Here is a 23,168-nt window from a genome sequence, read left to right on the forward strand (position 1 = left end):
CTTTTTTTATGGCCACAGATTTTTGTGAAGTTAACAACTGCGTGCCTGATCAGCTCGTATGCTGCAGCAGCGGATACAGCGAAATCACCAGCAACGCCGCCATGCCGAAATTGAACACGCGCAGCCAACGCGGGTTGCGCAGCACGTTGCGCAGTACACTGCCGAACCCCGCCCATACCCCCACGCTTGGGGCGTTGATCAGAGCGAACACCGTAGCGATGATCACCACGTTCATGGTGTAGCCCTGCAAGGGTGTGTAGGTGCTGATCGCACCAATTGCCATGACCCACGCCTTGGGATTGACCCACTGAAACGCCGCTGCGCCCCAGAACCCCAGGGGCTTGCCTTTACCTTCGGTGTCTTCTGATGCCGGGCCGGAACGGGCGATGTTCCATGCCAGGTACAGCAAGTAAGCCGCGCCCGCATAGCGCAGCACGGTGTAAAGCACCGGATAGGCGGTAAAGGCTGCACCCAGCCCAAGCCCCACGGCCAATACCAGCACCAGGAACCCGGAGCTGATACCCAGGATGTGCGGGATGGTGCGCTGGAAGCCAAAGTTGACGCCCGAGGCCAACAGCATGGCGTTATTGGGGCCAGGGGTGACGGAAGTGACGAACGCAAACAAAGCAAACGCCAGCATTAAATCAAACGACAAGGACATGGATATTTCCTGGAAACGGGCCTTGGTGCCTTACCTGCCACCCGGACAGCGAGGGATACAGGTGCAGTGTGGCCACTTGTAGTTGGAGTCAGAACAACGAACTCAGAAAACCAATGGCAACCATCGAGTAGAACGCTGCACAAATCAGCCCGAAGGACTTGCGCGTCCGGGTGAAAAACGGTTCTGCCGAATGGGCGGAAAACGCTAAGGCGTAGGTGCAGAAAATCAGCAAACCCAATAGCGCACAGGCCGCCACCAGCACGAAACTGGCCCAGGCCGGCGCGTTGACGCTCAGGCCCACGGTGGTCACCGTGAACCAGGTCAAGGCGGCCTTGGGGTTGGTCAGGTGAATGCCCAACCCCTGCAAATAGAAGCCCAGGTTGCGTGTCTGCTTTTCCCGTACTTTGGCTACCGTCGTGGCGTTGTGCGCCAGCGCACTGCGCACCGACTTCCAGGCCAGGAAAAACAGATAGCAGGCGCCTAACACCTTTAACCACAAGATGATCTGGGTGTTGGACATCAACAACGCCGACACGCCTGCGGCGGTCATCGCGCCCCAGCACAACGACCCGGAAATCACCCCGGCCGCCAACGCCAGGCCCGGTGTGCGCCCGTAGTTCAAGGAGGTGTTGGCGATGGCCAGGTTGCCCGGGCCAGGGCTGGCGGTGCCGATCACGTAGACCCCCAGTGCCGCTGCAAAACTCGAAAACTCAAACATAGATGCACTCATACCCGTCGCGCCAGCGCGCAGTGAGCACTTCAAGCCACCCGTGGCTTGAAGTGACGGCCAAGAAAAAGCTATTTGAAGCAACGATGATCCGGCTCCTGGGCGCGGATCTTCTCCATCCAGGGCTTGAGTTCCGATTGCTTGTACAGGCGCTCGCCCCAATTCTCCGGCGAGACCGGCAGTGGCCGTCCCAGCAGAATGTAGTCGGTGAGCAGGTGGATGAACTGCTGCAGGCAATAGGCACCTACGTGCAGGCGCAACGATGAAGCCGTCTCGGCGGGTGCGACGTTGAAGCGCGCCACATTGATGATCTGCCCGCTGTCCACCGAAGGGGCCAGGTGATGGCAGGTCGAGCCGTAGGTTTCATCGTTGTAGTAGATCGCGTAATGCTGGCTGCCCAGGCCCCGGTACTTGGGCGGTGCCGGGTGCAGATTGATCGCGCCTTTGCGGGCATTCTTGTAGATGCTCGGCGGGAAAATGAAGTCGCCACGGTAGGAGATGATCCAATCGCCTTCCCAGTTATCCAGGTGATAAGGATAGGGATCGCCCGGGTCCCAGCAAAACACCTCAAGGTTGGAGAATACGGTCTTGGCGAATTCCACTCCGTGATCGCACCAGTCCATGGTGCACACCGACAGCAGGACCTTGTCCTTGCATGGCTCGATTGTCTGCATCTTCACTTCTCCATTTCCAGGTAATGTGGGTGACAACGCCCGTCCCCCGCCAAGCCCGCGCTGTCGCTAGTACGCGACAGCCCTGACCACTGCGTTGAAGCGCTCGACCATTTGCCCCAGCTCCCCTTCGCTGGTGATAAACGGCGGTGCAAACAGCACATGATTGCCGTGCGTTCCCTGCACGGTGCCGCTGCCGGGATAGATCAACAGGCCGCGCTGCAGCGCCTCTTGCTTGAGGGCCGCGGCATACGCGCCGCCGCCCTTGAACGGCGCCTTGGTGGCGCGGCTCTCGACAAACTCGACGCCCACGAACAGCCCGCGCCCGCGCACATCACCGACGATATCCAGGTCAGCCAGGCTTTCCCTGAGCCAGGCGCGCAATTGCTCACCGCGTTGGCGCACTTGCGCCAGCAGGTCTTCGTCCTCGATGACTTGTTGCACTTCCAAGGCAATGGCACAGGCCAGCGGATGGTTGACGTGGGTCTGGCCATTGCCCAGCACGCCTGAACCACGGGCCATTACCGAGTGCACCCGGTCGCTTATCAACAGCGCCGAGATCGGCATGTAGCCCGCCGCCAGGCCTTTGCCGACCGCGACCATGTCCGGCACGATGCCGTCGTCGGCGTAGGCGAACAGCTGCCCGGTACGCCCCATGCCGGCCATCACCTCATCGAGGATCAGCAGCACATCGTGACGCTCGCACACGGCCTTGATCTTGCGAAAGTAACCGGGCACCGCAGGCACCGCGCCATTGGTGGAGCCCACCACGGTCTCGGCAAAGAACGCCGCGACGTTTTCACTGCCCAGGCTGCGAATTTTGGCGTCCAGTTCATCGGCCAGGCGCGTGGCGTATTGCTCTTCGCTTTCGTCGGGCCGTTGATCACGGTAGGCGTAGCATGGCGAGACGAACTCGGCCGCCGCGAACAGTTGACCAAACACCGATTGGCGCTGCGGGTTGCCGGAGATGCTCAAGGTGCCCAGGGTGCTGCCGTGGTAGCTCTGCCGGCGGGAAATGAACAACGACTTTTCAGGCAAGCCGCGCTCGCATTGGTACTGGTAAGCGATTTTCATCGCCAGCTCCATCACCTCCGAGCCGCCGGATAAAAACTGCGCACGCGCCAGGCCGCCACTGGCTGCCACCAGGCGTTCGGCCAGTTCCTCGGCGGCGGCGGTGGTAAAGCTGCCCGCGTGCGCCCACGCCAGTTTCTTTGCTTCGCGCTCGAATGCCGCTGCGATACGCGGATGGCCATGGCCCAGGCTCGACACCGCGACACCGCCGCAGGTGTCGAGGTAGCGTTTGCCCGTTGCATCCTCAAGCCACACCCCTGCGCCGCCGACCGCCAGGATCGGCGAGGTGTTGAGATTTTTGTAAATCACTTTTGACATGCGCGCGGTTCCTTGGGCGATTGGCCTTACGGGTTACTTACGGAGTGATCCCAAGCCGTCGGCGCCTGGTGAAAGCGCCGCCCGAAACGGGACGAATGAAACACCGAACGCGTCAGCCCGATGGGCAGCAACACGACGATAAACATCAAAAACGCAAGAAATCTCAGCACGGTAAAAGCTCCAAAGGGTGAAGGGGGTGAGGATCAGTCCAGCGGGATCTCGCTGCGCCAGTCAACGGCCTCGACGAAGGCCGGTTGGGCGGGGCGCTCAAGCACGTAGCGGCCCAGAACCAGCACGTCCATTTCCGTGCGCATGAAGCAGGCGTACGCTTCCTGCGGCGTGCACACGATCGGTTCGCCACGCACGTTGAACGAGGTGTTGACCAACACCGAGCAGCCGGTGCGCTCCTTGAAACTGCGCAGTAGGTAGGTGAACGGTGCGTTGTTTTCTTCAGTCACCGTTTGCACCCGCGCCGACAGGTCGACGTGGGTCACCGCCGGCAACTGCGAGCGAATATGGTTGATGCTGCCCAAGCCCCGCTCGGGGCCGCCTTCTAGCAGTGACTGCTGGGATTTAATCGAGTCGGTGACCGGCGCGACCATCAACATGTACGGGCTTTTTTCGCAGATATCGAAATAGTTGCCGGCGTCTTCGGCCAGCACGGCCGGGGCGAACGGGCGGAACGACTCGCGGTATTTGATCTTCAGGTTCATGGTGCGCTGCATCTCGGGGTTGCGCGCATCGCCGAGAATCGAACGCGCGCCCAAGGCCCGTGGGCCAAACTCCATGCGCCCCTGGAACCAACCCACCACCGCGCCGTCGGCCAGGCGACTGGCGACCTGGTCATACAGCCCGGCGTCGTCGTAGCGGGTAAAGGGGTAGTGGTTTTCCAGCAGGAACTGGGCGATTTCTTCGTCGCCAAACCCCGGCCCCAGCAGGCTGCCGCTCATGGCATCGGACTTGTTACCCTCCAGATGCGGACGACCGCTGTGCTTGACCGCAAAATCCAGCGCCGCCCCCAGGGCACAACCGGCATCGCCGCCGCCGGCTGGATCCAGATCGAATCGAAACGCCCCGAGCGGCTGAGCACACCGTTGGCCACGCAGTTCAATGCCACGCCGCCGGCCAGGCACAGGTTGCGCTCGCCGGTCTGCTTGACCGCGGCCGTGGCCAGGCCCAGTACCACTTCCTCGGTGACTTTTTGAATCGATGCGGCCAAATCGCACTCGCGCTGTGAGATCGGGCTTTCGGGCTGACGGATCGGCCCGCCGAACAGCGCCTCAAAGGCTTCGCCCACCATGCGCTCGCCGCGCAGGTACTCGAAGTACTTCATGTTCAGGGTGAACGAGCCGTCCTCGCGGATATTGATCAGTTCGTCGCGAATCTTGTCGGCGTAGATCGGCTGGCCATACGGCGCCAGGCCCATCAGCTTGTACTCGCCGGAGTCGACCTTGAACCCGCAATAGTAGGTCATGGCTGAATACAGCAAGCCCACGGAATGGGGGTAGGAGATCGAGTTTTTCAGTTCAAGTTGCGAACCCTGGCCGTGCCAGATGGTGGTCGAATGCCATTCGCCGATGCCGTCGATGCACAACACCGCAGCGTTCTTGAACGGCGAGGGGTAAAACGCCGCCGCCGCGTGGGAACGGTGATGCTGGGAGGCCTGGGTGCGTGGCGCCTTGCCCCGGCCCATGATCTCAAGTTGCTCGTCGACGAACTTGAGCACGTTCCACTTCCAGCGAATCCATTCCGGCATCGCATTGATGAACGTACGTGCGCCGCCGATGCCACCGCTGGCAAACGAGGAAATCACCCGGGAGAATTTTTCCTGGGGGTCTTCGTAGTAAACCACTGCCTGCAGGTCAGCCAGGGTGATGCCCTCGGCGTCCAGGCAGTAGGCAATCGCCTGGGCCGGGAACGCCGGGTCGTGGCGCACGCGGGTGAAGCGCTCTTCCTGGGCGGCAGCGACGGGCACGCCGTCCTTGACCAAGGCCGCCGCACTGTCGTGGTAGAAGGCAGAAATCCCTAAAACATAAATAGCCATTTAACTGTGCATCCTCATCGCATTCCGCCAATCCGTGGAGTTGCCTGTGCCAGTCGATCTGCTGGCATCCGGGCAACCTTTCTCTGCGTTTCAAGACCACCATTGCGCGAATGGCAGGCTTCGTAAAACCGGGATCAAGGACACCACGAGCACCAGGCTCATGGTGATATTGAACGCCTTCAAACGTTGCGGCTGGGTCAGGAAGCGCCGCAGGTATTGCCCGAAAAACACCCAGACCATGGAGCACGGTGAACCGAACAAAAAAAACAACAGTGCAATCAGGAACACCTGCACCGTGTACGAACCCAAGGGTGACGTGTAGGCCAGCACCGCGCCCACCGCCATCACCCAGGCCTTCGGGTTGACCCACTGGAACAGCGCCGCAGCGGTGAACCCCAAAGGCTTGCCTGATTTGTCACCCAGATCGGTGGTCGGGGCACTAGCGATCTGGTACGCCAGGAACAACAGGTACAGCGCGCCGATCACCTGCAAGCCATCGTGCAGCCAGGGGTACTGGCGGAACACCGCCCCGGCCCCCAGCCCGACCGCCACCAGCATCAGTGGAAAGCCGATATTGATACCGGCCACATGGCGCAAGGTGCGACCCATGCCGAAATTGGCGCCGGACGACATCAACATCACGTTGTTCGGCCCAGGCGTGACGCAGGTGGCGATCACGAACAACACAATCGAGTAGTAGTCCAGTGCCTGCATGCTCACGTCCTGTTCAACGGTAATCTTCCAGCGTGCCGCGTCGACGAATGTCGACGGACACACAGTGGAAACCGCCGCTCAAACTGCGCGCATGGCGCATCTTCAACGGCGCCACATCGATATGGTGTTTTTCCAGGGCGCGAATCAGTGCGACCTGCTGGTCGTTGATCACCGCCAGCGACGGGTTGACCATGATGAAGTTCATGCCCTGCCAGATCGACGCGCGCGGGTACGACCAGCAGTAGCCGGTGTCCACCATGTCGGGGGCCCAGATGATGTCCCAATTCTTGAACACGTCAGGCACCTGATCCTTGCCGATGCGCTCGGGGTTCAAGACCACCAGCCCCGGGCGCACCAGGGTGATGGTGGTGTCCAGGTGCGTACCGTCGTAGAAGCCGCTGAGGGCGTGCACCCGGTATTGATCGCCGAGCACGCGCTTGAGCCACTCGTAGCCCAGGCGGTTGCCGCTGCGCGACACCAGGTAAAGAATGTCGCGGCCCATGCGCAGCACGTTGGCCGCATCGAAGATCGGCTCATCGTTGGCGATGATCGAGCCTTCACGCGGGTTGACCCGGTAGGTGCTGTCCGGCAGTTCCGGCTTGGGCGCGGAAATCCAGTTGGCGCCGCTGGCGAAGTACGCCTGCAGGTGTTCTCGGTAGGCAAACGGTTCGAAGTAACGGCTGCGTAAAGCCATCGGCGCTTCAATGATGGTCTTTCCAATCGGCAGCAGGACATCCCTGGGGCAGTAGTTGTATTCGCCGTCGGTCTTCCAGTCGGCGGTGCCGAACAGCGCGGCATGGTAGGTCTCCCTGGGCCGGCGCACGGTCACCCCGTGACCGACCAGGAAGGCCGCAAAGGCGTCCAGGTCTTCCTGGGCCTCTTCGATCAACTGTTCAGGATAGGGGCCTGACGGAATCTCGTGGGGCGAGTCGTGGTGCTCGCTGTAGTCGAGGGCAAACAGGCCCCTGTCCGGCCGAGGCACGCGCGCGCCATGGGCAACACCCACGATCATTTCCTCGAGGGGGTCCCATTCGTTATGCACTTCTACCAAAGACATAATTGTTCCTCGTGGCGTTAAGGTTCGTGGGTTTCCAGCAGCACTTCCCGCGTGATCGGCAAGTGATGCAGATAGCGACTTGACGTTGCCGTGCGTGTCGGACGCGGAAGGACATTGCCTGCGGACGAAAGACCCAATCGACGCAGCATCAAGGTCCACTTGCCCGGCAACGGCGCCAGGGACTCATAGCCCACCCGCACGCGCTGCCATTGCGCGGCGACCTGCTCGGCGCTGGTCAACGAGCGCATGTACGCATCAATTGCATCGGCGGCCCAGGCCGAGTGCCCGGTGGACACGTTATCGATGGTGTTGTGCAGATCGACGAACGCCGTGCTGAACCCGTAGTGCCGTAAAAAGCGCCGTGCCGAGCGATAGCTGCCGCCCACGCCGGATAATTCCATCGCCAGGTTCATGCCGAGGATTTCAGGCATGAACGTCACCGGCAGCTTGCCCAGGCACAGCCAATACACCGGCAGGCGGAAGGACTCCTCATACAGGCTCGGGTCTTCGGCAAATTCCCGGCTACCGGTGGGCGCCAGTTCGAAATCCATTTCCCGCAGGCCATCGCGGTAGATCTTCGGGTGATTGAGCGCCTCGATGCCGTTGCCCAATTCGTCCCAATAGGTCTGGAACAGGGTGTAGCCCACATGCGAAGACGCCAGCCCCACGTCGGTGAAGCCTTGCAGCCACGCGCCGTCGATCAGCGTCAGGGGCGCCAGTTGCAAGGTCGACTCGACGATTTCTTCACGGCTGGGCATTTGCGCCGGGTCGCTGTCATCGAACTGCTGGCCGTTCTGGTCATGCTTGTCCAGTAACCAGCCGCGCAGCACCTGGGTGCCCCATTGCTCGGGCAATTGGCGCTCGGACGTTTTCAGCGATTGGCGCGAGCGCTCCAGCCAGCGGCTCACATAGGCATGGGCGAACTTCAGGGTGGTGGGCTGCAGCGCGCGACCCTGCAGGACAAAATAGGCCTCGCGCAGGCTCTGGGGCCAGTGCCCGGTGTCGGCCGCGCTGGCTGTAGTCGGGCGGGCCGCCATGGCGCAACTGTCGATCGGCTGACGCGGCAATTGCTCAGTGGTACCCGCCTGGGGCAACCAGTCGATCCACTGGCGAATCACGCTCAAGTCCGCCTCACTGAAGATGCGGAACATGCGCCCGGTCGGCGCGACCAGGCTGGTCACCAGCAGGCTTTTTTTCGCATTGCCAGGCACGATCAGGCGGCTGCGCGACAGCACGTCCAGCAAGGGCAACGGGTCGTGCTGGGCGTCTTCAAGCCACAGCGCCAGGCTGCGGCCTTCGATCAGGTAATTCTGGTGATACACCGCGCCAACCCGGGCCAGGCGTTGCATCAAATGCGCCATGGCCTGCTGGGGTGAGGTGGCGGTCAGCGAGGCGTTATACAGTCGCGCATTCCAGCGCCGCAACGCGCCGAACAGCCAATTGGCGCCGCGCAGCAGACGGGCCTGGCGTTCTTCGCCCTGCTCGATGATCCGCTGCGCGACCCATTGGCTGATATGGCACAGCGAGACCGGTTCCAGGCCAGGGAAGGCGGCGCTCAGGTCCAGCCGTCCCAACTCCAGCGCGAGACCTTCAAGCTGTCCCATGGCTGCCCAGCCCGGGCACAGCCCGACGGCGCGCAAGGCCCAATCGACACCACAAAGTTCATCGCCGAAGGCATCGCTGCGTCGGCTCAAGGCCAGTAACAACGCGGGCAGTTCGAACGCATCGTCATTCAGGTCCGGCAGGGTCGCCAGTTGCGCCGGGGCCAAGGCGTACGTCGTCAACTGCAACTGCCCCAACAGCGCATTGAAATGATGGGCGCGGGAGGCGTTCGGGTAACCGACGCCGACGTCATGGGCGAACAATTGCATCAAGCGCAACTGTGCGGGGTCTTCAAACACCCCTGGCGCGCTCATGCCCTGCAGCCAGCAGCCCAGCACCGAGGCCAGCGGTGCCGAATAGATCGCCAGCGCCTGGGCAAAGGCGCGGGCGTTGTGCTGTTCGACCGCGGCGGCCGCGGCACCGGCATACGCCGACGCCTGCTCCAACTGCCACGCGTCGATCTGCCGCGACAGCAGCGGTAATTGCGCCGGCTCGCCGTCGTCACCCAGCAGGTTGTCGAGATACTCCGCATCCAGGAAACATTCAGGGTCGAGCGCCAAACGATACAGTTCGCGCCACCTGTCGTGTGCGGGGACCCGCGTTAAAACCGAGCCATCCATAGCCATTACCTTGCAGTGCCGCGTCAGAACATCGGATAAATGGAGGAGTCAGGCTTTTTCTTCTTTTTTCCAAACAGGCGCAGGAAAAACTTTTTGATGGATTTCATGTGCAAGTCCTTTTCAGCGAGTGACATCAAGAATGAGTTTTGAAACCAGGTCGTTGCCGGCATCGGTGAAGTGGATACGGTCGACGAACTGCCAGTCCTGCGGGGTCAATGCCTCGGCCAGCAATGGCGTGATGTCGACAAACCCCACCCCCATCGCCTGTGCCCCTTCGCGCAGGCGCTGGGCATAGGCTTCGCGCACCGAGGTTTGCAGGATGTCGCCATACACCTCGGTGAAGTTGCCGAGCTGGTCGAGCTCGGCAAACAGTTGCTCTTCCTCGGCGCTGCCGGTCTCGCGGACCCAGCCGGCCAAGGGTTGCAGGATGAACGTCAGCTTCGCTCCCATGTCGGCCGCCAGGGCGCGCCAGATATCCAGATGCTGCAAGGTCAGGTTGGCGGCGTAGTCGATCTGTTCCTGCATCGACGGCGGCGCGGGTTGCTCGGGCTCCTGAGGCTTGCCGAACAGATTCGACAGGCTCCAGTGGCTGGCGGCCGGCTGTTGCGGCGTCAGGGCATCGAAAAACTGATGGCAGTTGAAAAACGCCCCGTGTTCGCCCCGATAGGCCTGGGGCTGGCGTGCCAGGCCCAGGTTGTTGAACCCGGAGAACAGCACGATTTCATCCACCTTCGGCAGGTGTGCCGGTTCAGGGTGAACAGCACCAATTCTTGAGTGGAGTTGAAACTGCGACCGCCGAAATTGATCCAGCGTTGGCCACGGGAGTCGTTGTGCGTCAGGCGCGAGGCCAGCGTCCAGCTGTCGGCGCTGGCGCCAATGCCGAATACAGTGGAGCTGCCCGCCAACAGGCGTACCGGGCCATTACTCTTGCCGCCATCGATCACTGAATAACTGGTGCCCAATGACTCGGAATAACGGAAACCGGACGAATCTGTATTGACCACGGGAGAACAATGGTCCGTCGGGTGGAAGTACATCAAATAGGGTAACCATCGAACTTCACCGGCATCGGTAAATTTCTGTTCGTACTCGGCCATCTGCGGTGTGAGCGTCATCCTTGCCGTCATTGCGCTGGGTCCCCTTGGTATTCGCTGGGCAGTTTCCAACACCTGGCGTTGATAATTATCAGGCGTCTGTTTTGTAGGGCATTTCTTAAAATTTGGTGCGTACTGTGCTGCTTTGTTATTTTGCGGCTACCGTGTCCAAGGCCCTGTGCACCGTTCTGGGGCCTATCATCCCAAGGCGACGGTGTGTATTGCAGATACAGCAGAACTCAATCTTTTAAATACAGATACGCTTATAAGGCCGAAAATTTTTCAAAAAAAGGCCTATCTGTAACTTCTTAAGCCACAGATGAGCAGCTACAGTCAGACTCATGACTCTTTATCTGAACCTCGCCGAATTCATCAGCAGCCGCATTGAGCAAGGCCTGTACGGGCCTGGCGAGCGTTTGCCATCTGTACGCACCCTCAGCCACGAGCACGGCGTCAGCCTGACCACCGTGCAACAGGCCTACCGTGTATTGGAATGTTCGGGGTTGGCGATACCGCGTCCCAAGTCGGGCTATTTCGTGCCGTCGGACCGGCGCGTCGCACCCTTGCCGCAGATGGGCCGGCCGATCCTGCGGCCGGTGGACATCTCTCAGTGGGACATGGTCCAGGAGCTGATGCGCTTCGATCAAAGCGCCGATATCGTCCAACTGGGCTGCGGCATGCCGGATATCAGCGCGCCGACCCTCAAACCGCTGCTGACCGCGATGGCGCGTATCAGCCGGCGCAGTGACAGCACCAGCCTGCAATACAGCCACATCCAGGGCGTATTGGCCTTGCGCGAACAGATCGCGCGGCTGTCCATCGATTCGGGCGTTCGCCTCACCCCGGCCGACCTGATTATCACCAGCGGCTGCCAGGAGGCGTTGTCTACCGCAATCCGCGCGATCTGCTCGCCCGGCGACATCGTGGCGGTCGCCTCGCCGAGCTACCACGGGATGATGCAGATCCTCAAGGCGGCCGATCTCAAGGCGCTGGAAATCCCCAGCGACCCCGTGACCGGCATCAACCTGGAAGCCTTGGAAATGGCCCTGGAGCAGTGGCCGATCAAGGTGATCCAATTGACCGCCAACTGTAACAACCCCATGGGCTACATCATGCCCGACGAGCGCAAGCTCAAGCTGATCCGCATGGCCCAGCGCTTCGACGTGCCGATCATTGAAGACGATATCTACGGTGATCTGTCGCACCGCTATCCACGCCCGCGCTCGCTCAAATCCTTTGATGAGGACAACCGGGTCGTGTTGTGCAGTTCGCTTTCCAAAACCGTGGCTCCAGGCCTGCGCGTGGGCTGGATCGCTCCCGGGCGCTATCTGCCCCAGGTGCTGCATATGAAGTACATCGGCTCCGGCGCCACCGTCACCCAACCGCAACTGGCGGCGGCAGAATTTATCGCCAAGGGCCACTACCTGTTGCACCTGCGCCGCATGCGCAAGCAGTACAAGCGCAACGGCGACCTGATGAGTGAGTGGGTCAACCGCTATTTCCCGGCCGGCACCCGCGTCAGCCAGCCCCAGGGTGGCTTTACCCTGTGGGTCGAATTGCCTGGGGAGTTCGACACCTATGCCCTGAACCGCCTGCTGGAAGCCCAGGATGTGCAGGTGGCCAATGGCAATATTTTCTCGGCGGCGGGAAAATACCGTAATTGCATCCGCCTGAATTTCGCCAACCCGCCCACCCGCAAGGTCGAGATGGCCGTGCAAAAGGTCGGGCAGACCGTTGGCCAGTTGATGCAGATGGAATCTGACAACACCCTCACCGCGCAACAACGCCAGCCTTAGCGCCCTGCGTTTTAAAGGAAAGCCGCAATGACCTGGTCCGCCAAGCAGTACACACTATTTGAACAACAACGCACTCGCCCCGTCCGCGACTTGGTAGCGGCCATTCCAAGCACCGAAGTGCAGACCGCTGTTGACCTGGGCTGCGGCCCCGGCAATTCCACCGAAGTCCTGGCAGAACGTTTTCCACAGGCGCGGATTACGGGGCTGGACAGCTCCGACGACATGCTGATCGACGCCCGCAAGCGTCTGCCGACGCTCAGCTTCGAACTGGCGGATATCGGCGCCTGGGCTCCTTCGCAAAGCTTCGACGTGATCCTGGCCAACGCTTCCCTGCAGTGGCTGGCGGACCACGCCACCCTGTACCCGCACCTGGTCAGGCAATTGAGCCCCGGCGGTACGCTGGCGGTGCAAACCCCGGACAACCTCGACGAACCCGCGCACCGGCTGGCGCGTGAGGTTGCGGGGGAGGGGCCGTGGGCGGACAGGATCGGCGCGGTCAAACACAATGCGCGTCATACCGCGAGTGACTACTACGAACTGCTGACTCCGCACTGCAGCAGCGTCGACGTATGGCGCACCACCTACCTGCACCCCTTGGCGGATCACGCGGCAGTGGTGGAGTGGTTCAAGGCCTCGGCGTTGCGGCCTTATCTCGCACCGCTGAGCGATAGCGAAAAAGCCGCGTTCCTGCGGGATTATCAGGCGCGCATTACCCAGGCCTACCCAGCCCTGGGCGATGGCACGGTGTTGCTGCCATTCCCGCGCCTGTTCATTATCGCGACCCGCTAAAGCCGGTAGCGGTCATACGGCTGCCTGGGCCTGCACATACTCATCGGCCGACACCACACTCGCGTACCCGAACGCCAGCGACGCCATGTACGCGGCATGCACCTGTGCCGCCGGAATCACGTGCTCATTGAATTCCAGGTCCCGCGTGGCACACGCATCGTGGATCACCGTGACGGTGTAGCCCAGGTCCGCCGCCGCCCGCACCACGGCATCGATGCACATATGGCTCATGCTGCCGACCACCACCAGTTCGGTGATGCTGCGTTGCTCCAGCAGGACGCGCAGGTTGGTTTCGCGAAACGCATTCACAAAATGTTTAAGTACCACCGGCTCGCTGCCTTCGTTCAGCACGCTTGGGTGCAGGTGGGCGCCTTCGGAGTTCGGTGTGAAGAACGGCGCGTCCTCGGAGGTAAATTCATGGCGTACATGAATCACCGCATCCCCGGCCGTGCGGAACGCCTGCAGCACCTGGACGGCCTTGTCCGCCGCCGCCTGCACGCCGTCAAGCGGCCACTTGCCTGCGGGGAAGTAGTCGTTCTGGATATCGATTAGGATGAGCGCTTGCTTGGCCATGGTGAGTGCCTCGTGATGGGTGGATGGCCCAGTATCTTAGCTGGCGCCGACGCCGGGCATTGGCTGCACCGACAATAACAGGGGGAAAACTGACAATGGCTGTTGTGGAATTGGGCGTGTTGATCTACCAAGGCGCGCAACTGGCGGCGGTGCACGGCTTGACCGACCTGTTCGGGGTCGCCAACCGCATCGCCGCCGAGCACCAGTCGGCGCAATTGCCGTTGCTGCGCATCAGTCATTGGCGGGTTCAGGACGATGGCCAACCGATCCGCGTATTCGATAGCCACCCCGGCCTCGATCAACCGCTGATGGCCGTGCTGGTGCCGCCGTCGATTGGCGAGTTCAGCGAGCAACAGACGCCCCCGGCATTGCTGGAATGGCTACGCCGGCAGCACGCACAGGGCACGGTGCTGGGTGGCGTGTGCATCGGGTCGATCATGCTGGCGCGCAGTGGCCTGCTGGACGGTCGTAGCGCGACAACCCACTGGTCGTCCGCCGAATCTTTTGCCGCGCGCTTTCCGGCCGTGCGCTTGGAGGCGGACAAGCCTATCGTCGATGACGGTGACTTGATCACCACCGCCGGGCTGATGGCCTGGTCCGAACTGGGCCTGCGCCTGGTGGACCGGTTGATGGGGCCGAGCATTGCGGCGGACACCGCGCGCTTCCTGGTCATCGAACACAGCGACAGCGCCAGCCAGTGCGGCAGTAACTTCGCACCCATCCTCAGCCATGGCGACGCCGCCATCCTCAAGGTTCAGCATGGCTTGCAAGCCAGCGGCGCGGTGGATGTGTCCATCGCCGCCATGGCGCAGCAAGCGGGCCTGGAGGAGCGCACCTTCCTGCGGCGTTTTCGCAGCGCCACCGGCTTGAAACCCACCGAATACTGCCAGCACCTGCGCGTGGGCAAGGCACGGCAGATGCTGGAGTTCACCAACGGCACCATCGACCATATCGCCTGGACCGTGGGCTACCAGGACCCCAGCGCCTTTCGCACCACGTTCAAGAAAATCACCGGCCTGGCACCCAGTGATTACCGCAATCGGTTTGGCGTGTGAATCGTGCAGAACGCCGCCTTCCCGTGGCGGCGTCGTGCAGAATAAAACAGGCCAACTGCCATCGGGCTTGCGCCAACCGGCTGATTTCAAACCACTCCCGCGCACAGCGTATTTGGCCTGATCTCTGCAACGCTCCTGCTACACACATGGAAGCATGGCCAAGGGGGACGCATGACCCCGATTCATCCTCAAAAGCTGGTCGTCGCTCACTCCACTCGAGCAGAGGCGCCCCAGCACGAAGTCGACACCAACCGAGCCTTGGCGCGCTGGCTGGCGCAGATCCTGGGGCTTGAATTCGGCGGTCGCTACGATCCGCAACACCACGCAGGCCGTGATCTCTACGTGCTGCCCACGCAGACCCTGGTGGGTCCGGCCCAGGCGCTTGCACTCAACGTCAGGGGCCCCGAAGACTTGTGGGGCGGTTATGTCGATCACGCTTTCATCTGCACCAAAGCCATCAGCCACGGTCTGCTGGGCCCTGAAGCCAGGGCGCCCGAAGGCTGGTCGCCGCTGTTCTGCGAGCGCGTGCGCAACGTGGTGCTCGATGGCCTCAGCGTATTCGCCCTTGAGGACGCGCGACCAGCGGCCACACGCCTGCTCTACAGCGGACCCATCCGGCTAAAGCCGGTACACGCCTGCGCCGGGCGAGGCCAGGAAGTTATCCACAGCCTCGACGCGTTCGAAGCGCTGTTGGCGCGGCCCGACGCCGCGAAGCTGTTCAATGCGGGCGTGGTGCTGGAACAAGACCTGCGCGATGTGGTCACCCATAGTGTGGGCCAGAGTTTTATCGGCGAGCACGTGTTCAGTTATTGCGGCGAGCAATACCTGACAAAGGACGGGCAGGGCGAGGACGTCTACGGCGGGTCCAACCTGCTGGTGGTGCCGGGGTATTACGAGGACTTGCTCATGCTCGAGCTGCCTGACGAGGTGCGTCTGGCTATCGAGCAAGCCCAGGTCTTCGACGCGGCCGCCGACGAAGCCTACCCCGGCTTCTACGCCTCGCGGCGCAACTACGACATCGCCCAGGGCCTGGACAGCGATGGTCAACGCCGCAGCGGCGTGCTCGAACAATCCTGGCGCATGGGCGGGGCCAGCAGCGCGGAAGTCGCGGCGCTGCAGTGCTTCATCAACGATCCGGGGCTCAAGGCGATACGGGTGTCCTCGGTAGAAACCTACCAGGAGCAAGCGCTGCCGGCCGATGCCATCGAGGTGTACCGCGGCCCTGCGGACAACAGCGACTTTCTTCTCAAGTATGTAACGGTTAACCCTTATGACGGCTAGAAGCGAAAGCATTGCGATCGATATCGACGACGAACAGATGAGCGGGACGTTCCTGAGTCCCAAATCCAAAGTGCCGGGCGTGTTGTTCGTGCACGGCTGGGGCGGCAGCCAGGAACGTGACCTGGAGCGGGCCAAGGGCATCGCCGGCCTCGGCTGTGTGTGCCTGACCTTCGACCTGCGCGGGCATGCCGGCACCGGTATTCCCTTGTCACGCGTTACCCGCGAAGACAACCTGCGCGACTTGATGGCGGCTTACGACCGGCTGCTGTCCCACCCGGCCATCGACACCTCGGCGGTCGCGGTGGTGGGCACCAGCTACGGCGGTTACCTGGCGGCGATCCTCACGTCATTGCGCCCGGTGCGCTGGCTGGCGCTGCGGGTGCCGGCGCTGTACCGCGACCAGGAGTGGACCAAGCCCAAGCGTGACCTGGACAAAATGGACCTGATGGATTACCGCAGCACGCTGGTACAGGCCGACACCAATCGGGCGCTGCACGCGTGTTCGGCGTTTACCGGAGACGTGCTGATCGTCGAATCTGAAACCGACGATCATGTGCCCCATGCCACCATCATGAGCTACCGCGCGGCGTGCCAGCAGACCCATTCCCTGACCCACCGCATCATCGACGGCGCCGACCATTCCCTCAGCGATCCAGTCTCCCAGCAGGCCTACACCTCGATCCTGGTGGACTGGATTACCGAGATGGTGGTGGGGGAGCGGTTGAGCATCATCCAGTCCCGATAAATCAGCCGCGCCCGTTCGACCGCCATCGCGGGCAAGCCCGACTCCCACAGGGGGAACGCATTTCAAAGTGTGGGAGGGGGCTTGCCCCCGATGGCGATGAATCAGTCACAACAGTCCTATCCTGCTGTTTTCTTAACCCGCAACGCCTTGGCCTTGGCCTCCACGCCCAGATACATCACCAACGTAATCAGCAGCGGACAAATAAAGTAAATCGCCCGATACGCGATCAACCCCGCCAGCAAACTGCCGCGCGACGCCTCGTGTTGTAACAGCCCGATAAACACTGCTTCCAGCACCCCCAGCCCGGCCGGAATATGCGTCACCACGCCGGCGATAGCGCTGATCAGCAATACGCCCAGCACCAGCGGATAATCCAGCTTGGCCGGCAGCAAGGTAAAAATCACCGCCGCCATCAGCGACCAGTTCAACGCGCCCAGGGCCAACTGCAAGCACGCCATGCGCAACGACGGCAGGTTGATCTCAATGCCCCGAATCGACCAGGCACGTTTCTTCGAAAACCGGCACGCCGCCAGGTAACCCAGGCTCACCAGTACCAACAACACGCCGACGCCTTGCAGCGCGCCGCTGCTGAGTTTCCAGCCCGGCGGCATGCTCACCAACCCGCTGCTGAACACCGCGCCGGCCAACGCCATGTAGCCGAACCAGTTGGTGGCCAGGCTCAGGCCGAGGATTTTCGCGATATTGCTCGTGCTCACCCCCAGTCGTGAATACAGCCGGTAGCGCATGGCAATCCCGCCCACCCAGGCACTGAGGTTGAGGTTGAACGCGTAGCTGATAATCCCCACCGGCAGGATCTGCTTCCAGCGCAGGTCCTGGCGGATGTAGGTGCGGCCGATCAGATCGAAGCAGGCGTAAACGATGAAGCTGCACAGGGTCAACGCGCTGGCGATCAGCAGCGTGCGCAGCTTGAAGTCGCCCAGGGTCTGGAACACCTCGCTCCAGTCGATACGGCGTGCAAGCATTGTGAACAGCACGATCAGCAACAGGAAGAAGGCGAGGGTCAACGGTTTCTTCCAGCGCTTGAAACGCGAACCACCGGTTTCAGACGTCATGGGCATGGCTCTCAAAAGGTTTCAATCGCGGTTTGTGCGCCGGCAGCCTGCTGGTCAGCGCCGGGAAGTGGCGCATCACATGAAAGACCAGGAAACCCACGGTCAGCCGCCACAACCACAGGCGCGGCTTGCGGTTTTCCGGCATGGTCTGGCAGTGATTTTTGGCGAGGGCTTGCAACCGCTCGTACAGGCACTGATTGAAATCACGGTCGCGGATCAGCACATTGGCTTCCAGGTTCAGCGCCAGGCTCAACGGGTCCAGGTTGCTCGAACCCACGGTGGCCCAGTCGTCATCCACCAACGCCACTTTGCCGTGCAGCGGGCGCTGGCAATATTCGTGGATCACCACGCCATCCTTGAGCAAATAGTCGTAGAGCATGCGCGCCGCGAGCTTGGCCAGCAGCACGTCGGGTTGGCCTTGCATGATCAACTGCACGTTCACGCCGCGCCGCGCCGCATTGCGAATCTCGCGCAGCAGGCGGTAACCGGGGAAGAAGTAGGCGTTGGCGATTACCGCGCGGTTTTGCGCGTTGCTCAACGCATGGATATAGGCCTCTTCGATGTCGTTGCGGTGTTGCAGGTTGTCGCGGTAAATCAGGCGTACCAGGCCGTCGCCCTTGTCGGTCGGCCATGGCGAAGGTCGTTGCTGACGTCGCCGCCAGCCGCGTCGCGCACGCACCTGGCGACCGCTTTGGGCGAGGGCAAAATGATGCAGGTCGGCCACTGCCGGGCCGGTCACCTGCACGGCGTAATCCTGTTTGGCTTCGGGGCCGAAATCTCCCAGGTGATCGGCCGAAAAATTGATCCCGCCGATAAACCCCACCGTGCCATCCACCACCACGATCTTGCGGTGCAGGCGGCGAAACCAGTTGGTGCGAATGCCCAGGGTCTTGGTGGCAGGGTCGAACAGTTGCACCATCACGCCGGCATCGGCCAACGCCTTTAAAAATGGCGCACTCAGTTCGCCGCAGCCAAAACCGTCAAGGCTCGCCACCACCTTGACGCCACGCTGCGCGGCCTCGATCAGAATGCCTTGCAGTTCATGGCCCACCTTGTCTTCGAAAAGAATAAAGGTCTCCAGCAGGATCTCGCGCTGGGCCTTACGCATGGCATCGAACACCCGAGGGAAATACGCCTCGCCATTCTCCAGCAACTCGACTTGGTTGCCGGTTTGCCAACCATAGTCAAGATCGCGGGCCTTGCTGTCATCCGGCGGCTGGTCGGTGGAAATGTGCTCGACGGCGACATTCATAGTTCAACCTCCACCGACAGCGGCACATGGTCAGACAGGTGTGACCACGGGCGTGTATTCAGCACCCGTGGGTGATGCACCTTCAGGTTGCGCACATAAATACGGTCCAGCGCCAGTAACGGCAGGCGGGCCGGGAAGGTGCGCGCGAGTTTGCCATGGGCGTGCACGAACACTTCCGTCAGGCCGCTCTGGCTCAGGTCGGCGCGCTGGCGCCAGTCATTGAAATCGCCGGCCACCACCAGCGGGGCGTCGGCGGGGATCTCACTGATGCGCTGCTCCAGCAGGCGCAATTGCTGCTGGCGGTGCACCTCGCGCAGGCCCAGGTGCATACAGATGGCATGCACCTCCTGCCCGGTGCCCGGCAGGCGCAACACGCAGTGCAACAGGCCACGGTTCTCGTGGCCGCTCTGGGAGATGTCGAGGTTGTCGTAGCTCACGATCTGGAATTTCGACAACAGCGCATTGCCATGGTCGCCATGGGGATAGACCGCATTGCGCCCGTACGCAAACTGCGGCCAGATGCTGTCGGCGAGGAATTCGTACTGCGGCATGTTCGGCCAATCGCTGTAGCGTTGCGGATGGCGTTCGTGGGTGCCGTGAATTTCCTGCAGGAACACGATATCGGCGCCCACGCTGCGCACTGCTTCACGCAGTTCGGGCAGGATGAAGCGTCGATTGAGGGCGGTGAAGCCCTTGTGGATATTCACCGTCAATACCGTGAAGCGCGTGATGGCGGCGGTCGGTGCGACGGGGATCAGTTCCGGCTGCGTCATGGCAATACTCCCGGCTCAGGCAATTTTCCTGGCGCCGTGGCGAGGTGTTTATCCAGCTCGAAACGCTGTAGCAAGTGGCGAGCATCGAAGGGCGCCCGCACCTTGATGTCGTTGTCGAAAAAGCAGAACACATCACGCTGCTTGCGTGCTCGGGGCTTGCGCTGCGGGTCGGCCAGGTGGGCGTCCGCGGGCTGTTTGCCGTGGCGCCAGCAGTCGATGCGATCTCCCCAGCGCTGGAGTGCTGCGTCAGTGTAGCCGCTGGCGTACAACTGTTTGTCACCGTGCAGGCGCAGGTAGACAAAGTCGGCGGTGACATCTTCGAGATAGGGCCACTTGCCGGCGGTGTCCGCGACCACCAGGGCGACGCCATACTTGTCGAGTAACTGCACAAATTCCGCTACGGCAAAACTCGTGTGGCGGATCTCCACCGCGTGGCGCAACGCGCGCTTGCCGTGGGCCTGCAGGCTTGCCTTGCCGTTCAGGCGCGGCTCGTGCTGGCGGGCGAGGGCGGCGGCCTGTTGCGTGTCGGTGGGCAGTTGCTTGAGGAAAGCCTCGAACAACGGCGGGTCGAACTTGAAGCTGGGCGGGAACTGCCAGAGGATCGGCCCGAGCTTGTCTTTCAACTCCAATACGCCTGAGGCGAAGAAATTCGCCAACGGCGCATGCACGTCGTTCAGCCGCAGGATATGCGTGATGTAGCGCGGCGCCTTGACGCTGAACATGAACCCTTCAGGCGTGTCGGCATACCACTCGGCGTAGCGCTTGGGCGTTTGCAGCGCATAGAACGAGCCATTGATTTCGATGCTGTTGACGGCCCGTGACGCAAACTGCAACTCGCGTTTCTGGGTCAGCCCTTCGGGGTAAAAGTCCCCGCGCCAGGGCGTGTAGCGCCAGCCGGAAATGCCGATGTGAATCGCCGCCATGGTTGCTCCCGTGGGAAGAGGGTCGTTGTGGGATGACTGCGAGATTTGTGTGAAAGTTTCGCTGTTCCTACAGGCGGCATATTCTCGGGAACGATCGTGGCGCAAACCCGTCAGTTCCTTACAGACCCTTCTGCAGGAGCTCGGTGTTTTGTTGAATCTCAAGACTGCATTACTGCTTGGCGCGCTGTTGTCCTGCGGCAGCGGCGCATTGCAGGCCGCGGCAACCGCGCCTGAGCCCGAAGCGCGGCCAAGCCGGAATTGTTGGTGGAGGGCGGCTTGCTCGGGGCCATCAGCTCCAGCATCGACGACGTGCAGCAGAAGCTGGATCTGAACCAGAACGTCATCGATGAATGGCGTCTGCGCGCCGACCGGGCCGCGAATGAAGTCGGACGCCTGGTGGACCAGACCGCTGCGCGCTCACCGTGGAGCGTGGCCGGCGACTTCCTGTTGCTGTCCGGGGTGTGGGTCGGCGCCTTCACGCTGTTGACACTGCTGGGGCGATTTATCGTGCATCGGCTGGGCCAACGCAGCTTTTTCGAGCGGCGCGAGCGCCTGCTGGCGGTGCTGGGCTATGGCTTGCCCTATACGATCCCGGCCGTGATCTGCCTGCCGCTGACCCTCTACGTCAGCCATTTTCTGGACACCTCCATTGGCCGTGCGCTGGCGCTGTGTTTTGCCTACGCCACCAGCAGCGGTATTTTCTCCACCTCCATGCTGTTGTGCGTGATTGTCATGTTCAACGTCGGTCACAAGCGCACGGCGGTGCGGAGTATTCGCGACTACTGCCCCAAGCCGCTGTTCCTCATCGGCTTTCTCGCCGCCCTCAGTGATGCGCTGACCAGCCCGCAGATCGCCCGTCAGTTGGGCGGCAATATCACCAGCAGCATTGCGGTGTTTACCGCGTTGTTCGCAACGGTGATTTTCGGCGTGCTCGTGGTGCGCCTGCGTCGACCTGTGGCGCATTTGATCCGCAACCGGCCATTGGCCCAACGCCTCAAACATCCGGCGTTGCAGCAATCGCTGCGGATCTTCTCCGGGCTCTGGTACTGGCCGATCCTGTTGATGGTGCTGGTCTCGGCGATCAACCTGATCGGCGCCGGCGACGATAATCAGAAGGCCTTGCGCTGTGCGCTGTTCACCACGATTTTGCTGATCGGCACGGTGTTTCTCAGCACGGTGCTGCAACACCTGTTCAAGTCTCGCAGCCAGGTGGCCATCCAGCGCAGCAGCGCCTACAAGGAGCGCTTTCTGAGCCTGCTGCACGCGGTATTGCGCATCGTCATGGCCGTCGCCTTTATCGAAATCCTTGGGCGTATCTGGGGCGTGTCGTTGTTTGAGTTTGCTGAACGCAACGCCATAGGCCGCGCCATCAGCAACTCCCTGAGCAGTATCGGCCTGATCCTGCTGATGACCTGGCTGTTCTGGGTGGTGCTCGACACGGCGATCCAGGAAGCGCTGAAACCGCCGGTGAATAAACGCTCCAGCCGCCAGCCGAGCACGCGGGTCAAAACCATCCTGCCGCTGCTGCGCAACGCGGTGAAGATCATCCTGGTGGTGATCTGCGCGATCACCACCATGGCCAATCTGGGCATCAACGTTGCGCCCCTGCTGGCAGGTGCCGGGGTGGTCGGGCTGGCCATTGGTTTTGGCTCCCAGCAACTGGTGCAGGATGTGATCACCGGGTTGTTCATTATCATCGAAGATACCCTGTCGATCGGCGACTGGGTGGTGCTCGACTCCGGCCACGCCGGCACCGTCGAGGGCCTGACCATTCGTACCCTGCGCCTGCGCGATGGCAAGGGTTTTGTGCACTCGGTGCCGTTCGGGCAGATCAAGGCCGTTACCAACCAGTCGCGCCAGTTTGCCTATGCGTTCTTCTCGGTGCAGTTCACCTACGACACCGACGTGGACAAAGCCGTGGAGCTGATCCGCGAGGCTGGGCAGGCGATTCGCGACGATGTGTTCCTCAAGTACAACCTGCAAGGGCCGCTGGAGGTGTTTGGCGTCGACAAGATGGACCTCAACGGCGTGGTGCTCACGGCGCAGTTCCGCACCGTGTCGGGTGGGCAATATGCCGTAAGTCGGGCGTTTAACCAGCGGCTGAAGAAGCTTGTGGATAACTGCGATGAGGTGCATTTCGCGCAAACTTATCCACAGCAGGTGGTGTTGCCCAGGCGGATGGCGCAGGTGGATGAGCAGATGCCCGCCTCGGTGGCGCTGACCGAGCAGCCCAGGCTTCAAGAATGAGGTTGGCTGTTCTGGCCTCATCGGGGGCAAGCCCCCTCCCACATTTTGATTTGCGAACACTTTCAAGTGTGGGAGGGGCGGT

At 61.7% G+C, this 23,168-nt stretch carries 20 protein-coding genes and 2 pseudogenes; 6 read left to right on the top strand and 16 right to left on the bottom strand.

The annotated features are described in order from the left end of the window. Positions 1-49 precede the first annotated feature (49 nt). The 11 genes and pseudogenes from JWR98_RS18000 to JWR98_RS29520 form a co-directional block, all read right to left on the bottom strand. Entirely contained in the window at positions 50-661 is a 612-nt protein-coding gene (locus JWR98_RS18000) for a LysE family translocator (protein WP_078734878.1), read from the bottom strand. 88 nt (positions 662-749) lie between these two features. After that, positions 750-1,379 (bottom strand): LysE family translocator, encoded by a 630-nt coding sequence (locus JWR98_RS18005; protein ID WP_078734877.1) that lies wholly within the window; start codon positions 1,377-1,379, stop codon positions 750-752. Between the two features lie 80 nt (positions 1,380-1,459). Continuing rightward, positions 1,460-2,062 carry a formyltransferase family protein gene (locus JWR98_RS18010; protein ID WP_003176394.1) on the bottom strand — a complete coding sequence of 201 codons (603 nt, stop codon included), beginning with the start codon at positions 2,060-2,062 and terminating at the stop codon, positions 1,460-1,462. 66 nt (positions 2,063-2,128) lie between these two features. Continuing rightward, entirely contained in the window at positions 2,129-3,448 is a 1,320-nt protein-coding gene (locus tag JWR98_RS18015) for an aspartate aminotransferase family protein (RefSeq protein WP_078734876.1), read from the bottom strand. Between the two features lie 26 nt (positions 3,449-3,474). Next, positions 3,475-3,618, bottom strand: a complete 144-nt coding sequence (locus tag JWR98_RS18020; RefSeq protein WP_003176392.1) for a hypothetical protein — start codon at positions 3,616-3,618, stop codon at positions 3,475-3,477. Between the two features lie 33 nt (positions 3,619-3,651). Further along, a pseudogene (locus tag JWR98_RS30005) lies at positions 3,652-5,492 on the bottom strand (carbamoyltransferase family protein). A gap of 90 nt (positions 5,493-5,582) precedes the next feature. Next, complete coding sequence (locus tag JWR98_RS18030; protein WP_003176390.1) at positions 5,583-6,206, bottom strand: LysE family translocator; 624 nt, start codon at positions 6,204-6,206, stop codon at positions 5,583-5,585. 13 nt (positions 6,207-6,219) lie between these two features. Further along, complete coding sequence (locus tag JWR98_RS18035; RefSeq protein WP_205490705.1) at positions 6,220-7,263, bottom strand: inosamine-phosphate amidinotransferase 1; 1,044 nt, start codon at positions 7,261-7,263, stop codon at positions 6,220-6,222. Between the two features lie 17 nt (positions 7,264-7,280). After that, positions 7,281-9,425, bottom strand: a complete 2,145-nt coding sequence (locus JWR98_RS18040) for an iron-containing redox enzyme family protein (protein WP_225908770.1) — start codon at positions 9,423-9,425, stop codon at positions 7,281-7,283. Between the two features lie 180 nt (positions 9,426-9,605). Further along, positions 9,606-10,202, bottom strand: coding sequence for an SGNH/GDSL hydrolase family protein (locus JWR98_RS29515; RefSeq protein ID WP_225908771.1), 597 nt, complete (start codon positions 10,200-10,202; stop codon positions 9,606-9,608). Further along, positions 10,097-10,600, bottom strand: coding sequence for a hypothetical protein (locus tag JWR98_RS29520; RefSeq protein WP_225908772.1), 504 nt, complete (start codon positions 10,598-10,600; stop codon positions 10,097-10,099). The genes JWR98_RS29515 and JWR98_RS29520 overlap by 106 nt, the downstream gene beginning before the upstream one ends. Before the next feature lie 320 nt (positions 10,601-10,920). On the opposite strand from JWR98_RS29520, the gene JWR98_RS18050 reads away from it, so the two are divergent. Beyond that, positions 10,921-12,375 (top strand): aminotransferase-like domain-containing protein, encoded by a 1,455-nt coding sequence (locus JWR98_RS18050; protein ID WP_205490711.1) that lies wholly within the window; start codon positions 10,921-10,923, stop codon positions 12,373-12,375. Positions 12,376-12,402: 27 nt separating this feature from the next. Beyond that, the gene (gene tam, locus JWR98_RS18055) at positions 12,403-13,164 is read left to right on the top strand and encodes a trans-aconitate 2-methyltransferase (RefSeq protein WP_205490713.1); all 762 of its coding nucleotides are present in this window, start codon (positions 12,403-12,405) and stop codon (positions 13,162-13,164) included. Positions 13,165-13,176: 12 nt separating this feature from the next. Here tam and JWR98_RS18060 read toward each other — a convergent pair whose 3' ends face one another. Then, positions 13,177-13,737, bottom strand: coding sequence for a cysteine hydrolase family protein (locus JWR98_RS18060; RefSeq protein WP_205490715.1), 561 nt, complete (start codon positions 13,735-13,737; stop codon positions 13,177-13,179). 95 nt (positions 13,738-13,832) lie between these two features. On the opposite strand from JWR98_RS18060, the gene JWR98_RS18065 reads away from it, so the two are divergent. From JWR98_RS18065 to JWR98_RS18075, 3 genes are all read left to right on the top strand, one after another. Then, positions 13,833-14,792, top strand: coding sequence for a GlxA family transcriptional regulator (locus JWR98_RS18065; RefSeq protein WP_205490716.1), 960 nt, complete (start codon positions 13,833-13,835; stop codon positions 14,790-14,792). Positions 14,793-14,963: 171 nt separating this feature from the next. Next, positions 14,964-16,073 carry a DUF3182 family protein gene (locus tag JWR98_RS18070; protein WP_078734867.1) on the top strand — a complete coding sequence of 370 codons (1,110 nt, stop codon included), beginning with the start codon at positions 14,964-14,966 and terminating at the stop codon, positions 16,071-16,073. Beyond that, positions 16,063-16,818, top strand: coding sequence for an alpha/beta hydrolase family protein (locus JWR98_RS18075; protein WP_003176379.1), 756 nt, complete (start codon positions 16,063-16,065; stop codon positions 16,816-16,818). The genes JWR98_RS18070 and JWR98_RS18075 overlap by 11 nt, the downstream gene beginning before the upstream one ends. Positions 16,819-16,934: 116 nt before the next feature. On the opposite strand, the gene JWR98_RS18080 is transcribed toward JWR98_RS18075, so the two are convergent. Genes JWR98_RS18080 through JWR98_RS18095 form a run of 4 tightly spaced genes read right to left on the bottom strand, consistent with a single transcriptional unit; the run spans position 16,935 to position 20,839 of the window. Continuing rightward, positions 16,935-17,891 carry a lysylphosphatidylglycerol synthase domain-containing protein gene (locus JWR98_RS18080; RefSeq protein ID WP_078734866.1) on the bottom strand — a complete coding sequence of 319 codons (957 nt, stop codon included), beginning with the start codon at positions 17,889-17,891 and terminating at the stop codon, positions 16,935-16,937. Beyond that, positions 17,881-19,143, bottom strand: a complete 1,263-nt coding sequence (clsB, locus tag JWR98_RS18085; protein ID WP_078734865.1) for a cardiolipin synthase ClsB — start codon at positions 19,141-19,143, stop codon at positions 17,881-17,883. The genes JWR98_RS18080 and clsB overlap by 11 nt, the downstream gene beginning before the upstream one ends. Continuing rightward, positions 19,140-19,916 carry an endonuclease/exonuclease/phosphatase family protein gene (locus JWR98_RS18090; RefSeq protein ID WP_078734864.1) on the bottom strand — a complete coding sequence of 259 codons (777 nt, stop codon included), beginning with the start codon at positions 19,914-19,916 and terminating at the stop codon, positions 19,140-19,142. The genes clsB and JWR98_RS18090 overlap by 4 nt, the downstream gene beginning before the upstream one ends. After that, positions 19,913-20,839, bottom strand: coding sequence for a DUF72 domain-containing protein (locus JWR98_RS18095; RefSeq protein ID WP_078734863.1), 927 nt, complete (start codon positions 20,837-20,839; stop codon positions 19,913-19,915). Before JWR98_RS18095 ends, JWR98_RS18090 begins: the two co-directional genes overlap by 4 nt. 148 nt (positions 20,840-20,987) lie before the next feature. Here JWR98_RS18095 and JWR98_RS18100 point away from each other — a divergent pair. Beyond that, positions 20,988-23,086, top strand: a pseudogene (locus JWR98_RS18100) (mechanosensitive ion channel family protein). Positions 23,087-23,168: the final 82 nt, after the last annotated feature.

It is taken from the genome of Pseudomonas lactucae, from assembly GCF_016937615.1.
GTDB lineage: Bacteria > Pseudomonadota > Gammaproteobacteria > Pseudomonadales > Pseudomonadaceae > Aquipseudomonas > Aquipseudomonas lactucae.

Bases quoted from the DNA above. Each gene is read 5' to 3' on its own strand.
- JWR98_RS18075 (WP_003176379.1), top strand. From the start codon at position 16,063: ATGACGGCTAGAAGCGAAAGCATTGCGATCGATATCGACGACGAACAG.
- JWR98_RS18050 (WP_205490711.1), top strand. From the start codon at position 10,921: ATGACTCTTTATCTGAACCTCGCCGAATTCATCAGCAGCCGCATTGAG.
- JWR98_RS18070 (WP_078734867.1), top strand. From the start codon at position 14,964: ATGACCCCGATTCATCCTCAAAAGCTGGTCGTCGCTCACTCCACTCGA.
- JWR98_RS18035 (WP_205490705.1), bottom strand. From the start codon at position 7,263: ATGTCTTTGGTAGAAGTGCATAACGAATGGGACCCCCTCGAGGAAATG.
- clsB (WP_078734865.1), bottom strand. From the start codon at position 19,143: ATGAATGTCGCCGTCGAGCACATTTCCACCGACCAGCCGCCGGATGAC.
- JWR98_RS18000 (WP_078734878.1), bottom strand. From the start codon at position 661: ATGTCCTTGTCGTTTGATTTAATGCTGGCGTTTGCTTTGTTTGCGTTC.
- JWR98_RS18060 (WP_205490715.1), bottom strand. From the start codon at position 13,737: ATGGCCAAGCAAGCGCTCATCCTAATCGATATCCAGAACGACTACTTC.
- JWR98_RS18015 (WP_078734876.1), bottom strand. From the start codon at position 3,448: ATGTCAAAAGTGATTTACAAAAATCTCAACACCTCGCCGATCCTGGCG.
- JWR98_RS18010 (WP_003176394.1), bottom strand. From the start codon at position 2,062: ATGCAGACAATCGAGCCATGCAAGGACAAGGTCCTGCTGTCGGTGTGC.
- JWR98_RS18030 (WP_003176390.1), bottom strand. From the start codon at position 6,206: ATGCAGGCACTGGACTACTACTCGATTGTGTTGTTCGTGATCGCCACC.
- tam (WP_205490713.1), top strand. From the start codon at position 12,403: ATGACCTGGTCCGCCAAGCAGTACACACTATTTGAACAACAACGCACT.
- JWR98_RS29520 (WP_225908772.1), bottom strand. From the start codon at position 10,600: ATGACGCTCACACCGCAGATGGCCGAGTACGAACAGAAATTTACCGAT.
- JWR98_RS18065 (WP_205490716.1), top strand. From the start codon at position 13,833: ATGGCTGTTGTGGAATTGGGCGTGTTGATCTACCAAGGCGCGCAACTG.
- JWR98_RS18095 (WP_078734863.1), bottom strand. From the start codon at position 20,839: ATGGCGGCGATTCACATCGGCATTTCCGGCTGGCGCTACACGCCCTGG.
- JWR98_RS18090 (WP_078734864.1), bottom strand. From the start codon at position 19,916: ATGACGCAGCCGGAACTGATCCCCGTCGCACCGACCGCCGCCATCACG.
- JWR98_RS18080 (WP_078734866.1), bottom strand. From the start codon at position 17,891: ATGACGTCTGAAACCGGTGGTTCGCGTTTCAAGCGCTGGAAGAAACCG.
- JWR98_RS18005 (WP_078734877.1), bottom strand. From the start codon at position 1,379: ATGTTTGAGTTTTCGAGTTTTGCAGCGGCACTGGGGGTCTACGTGATC.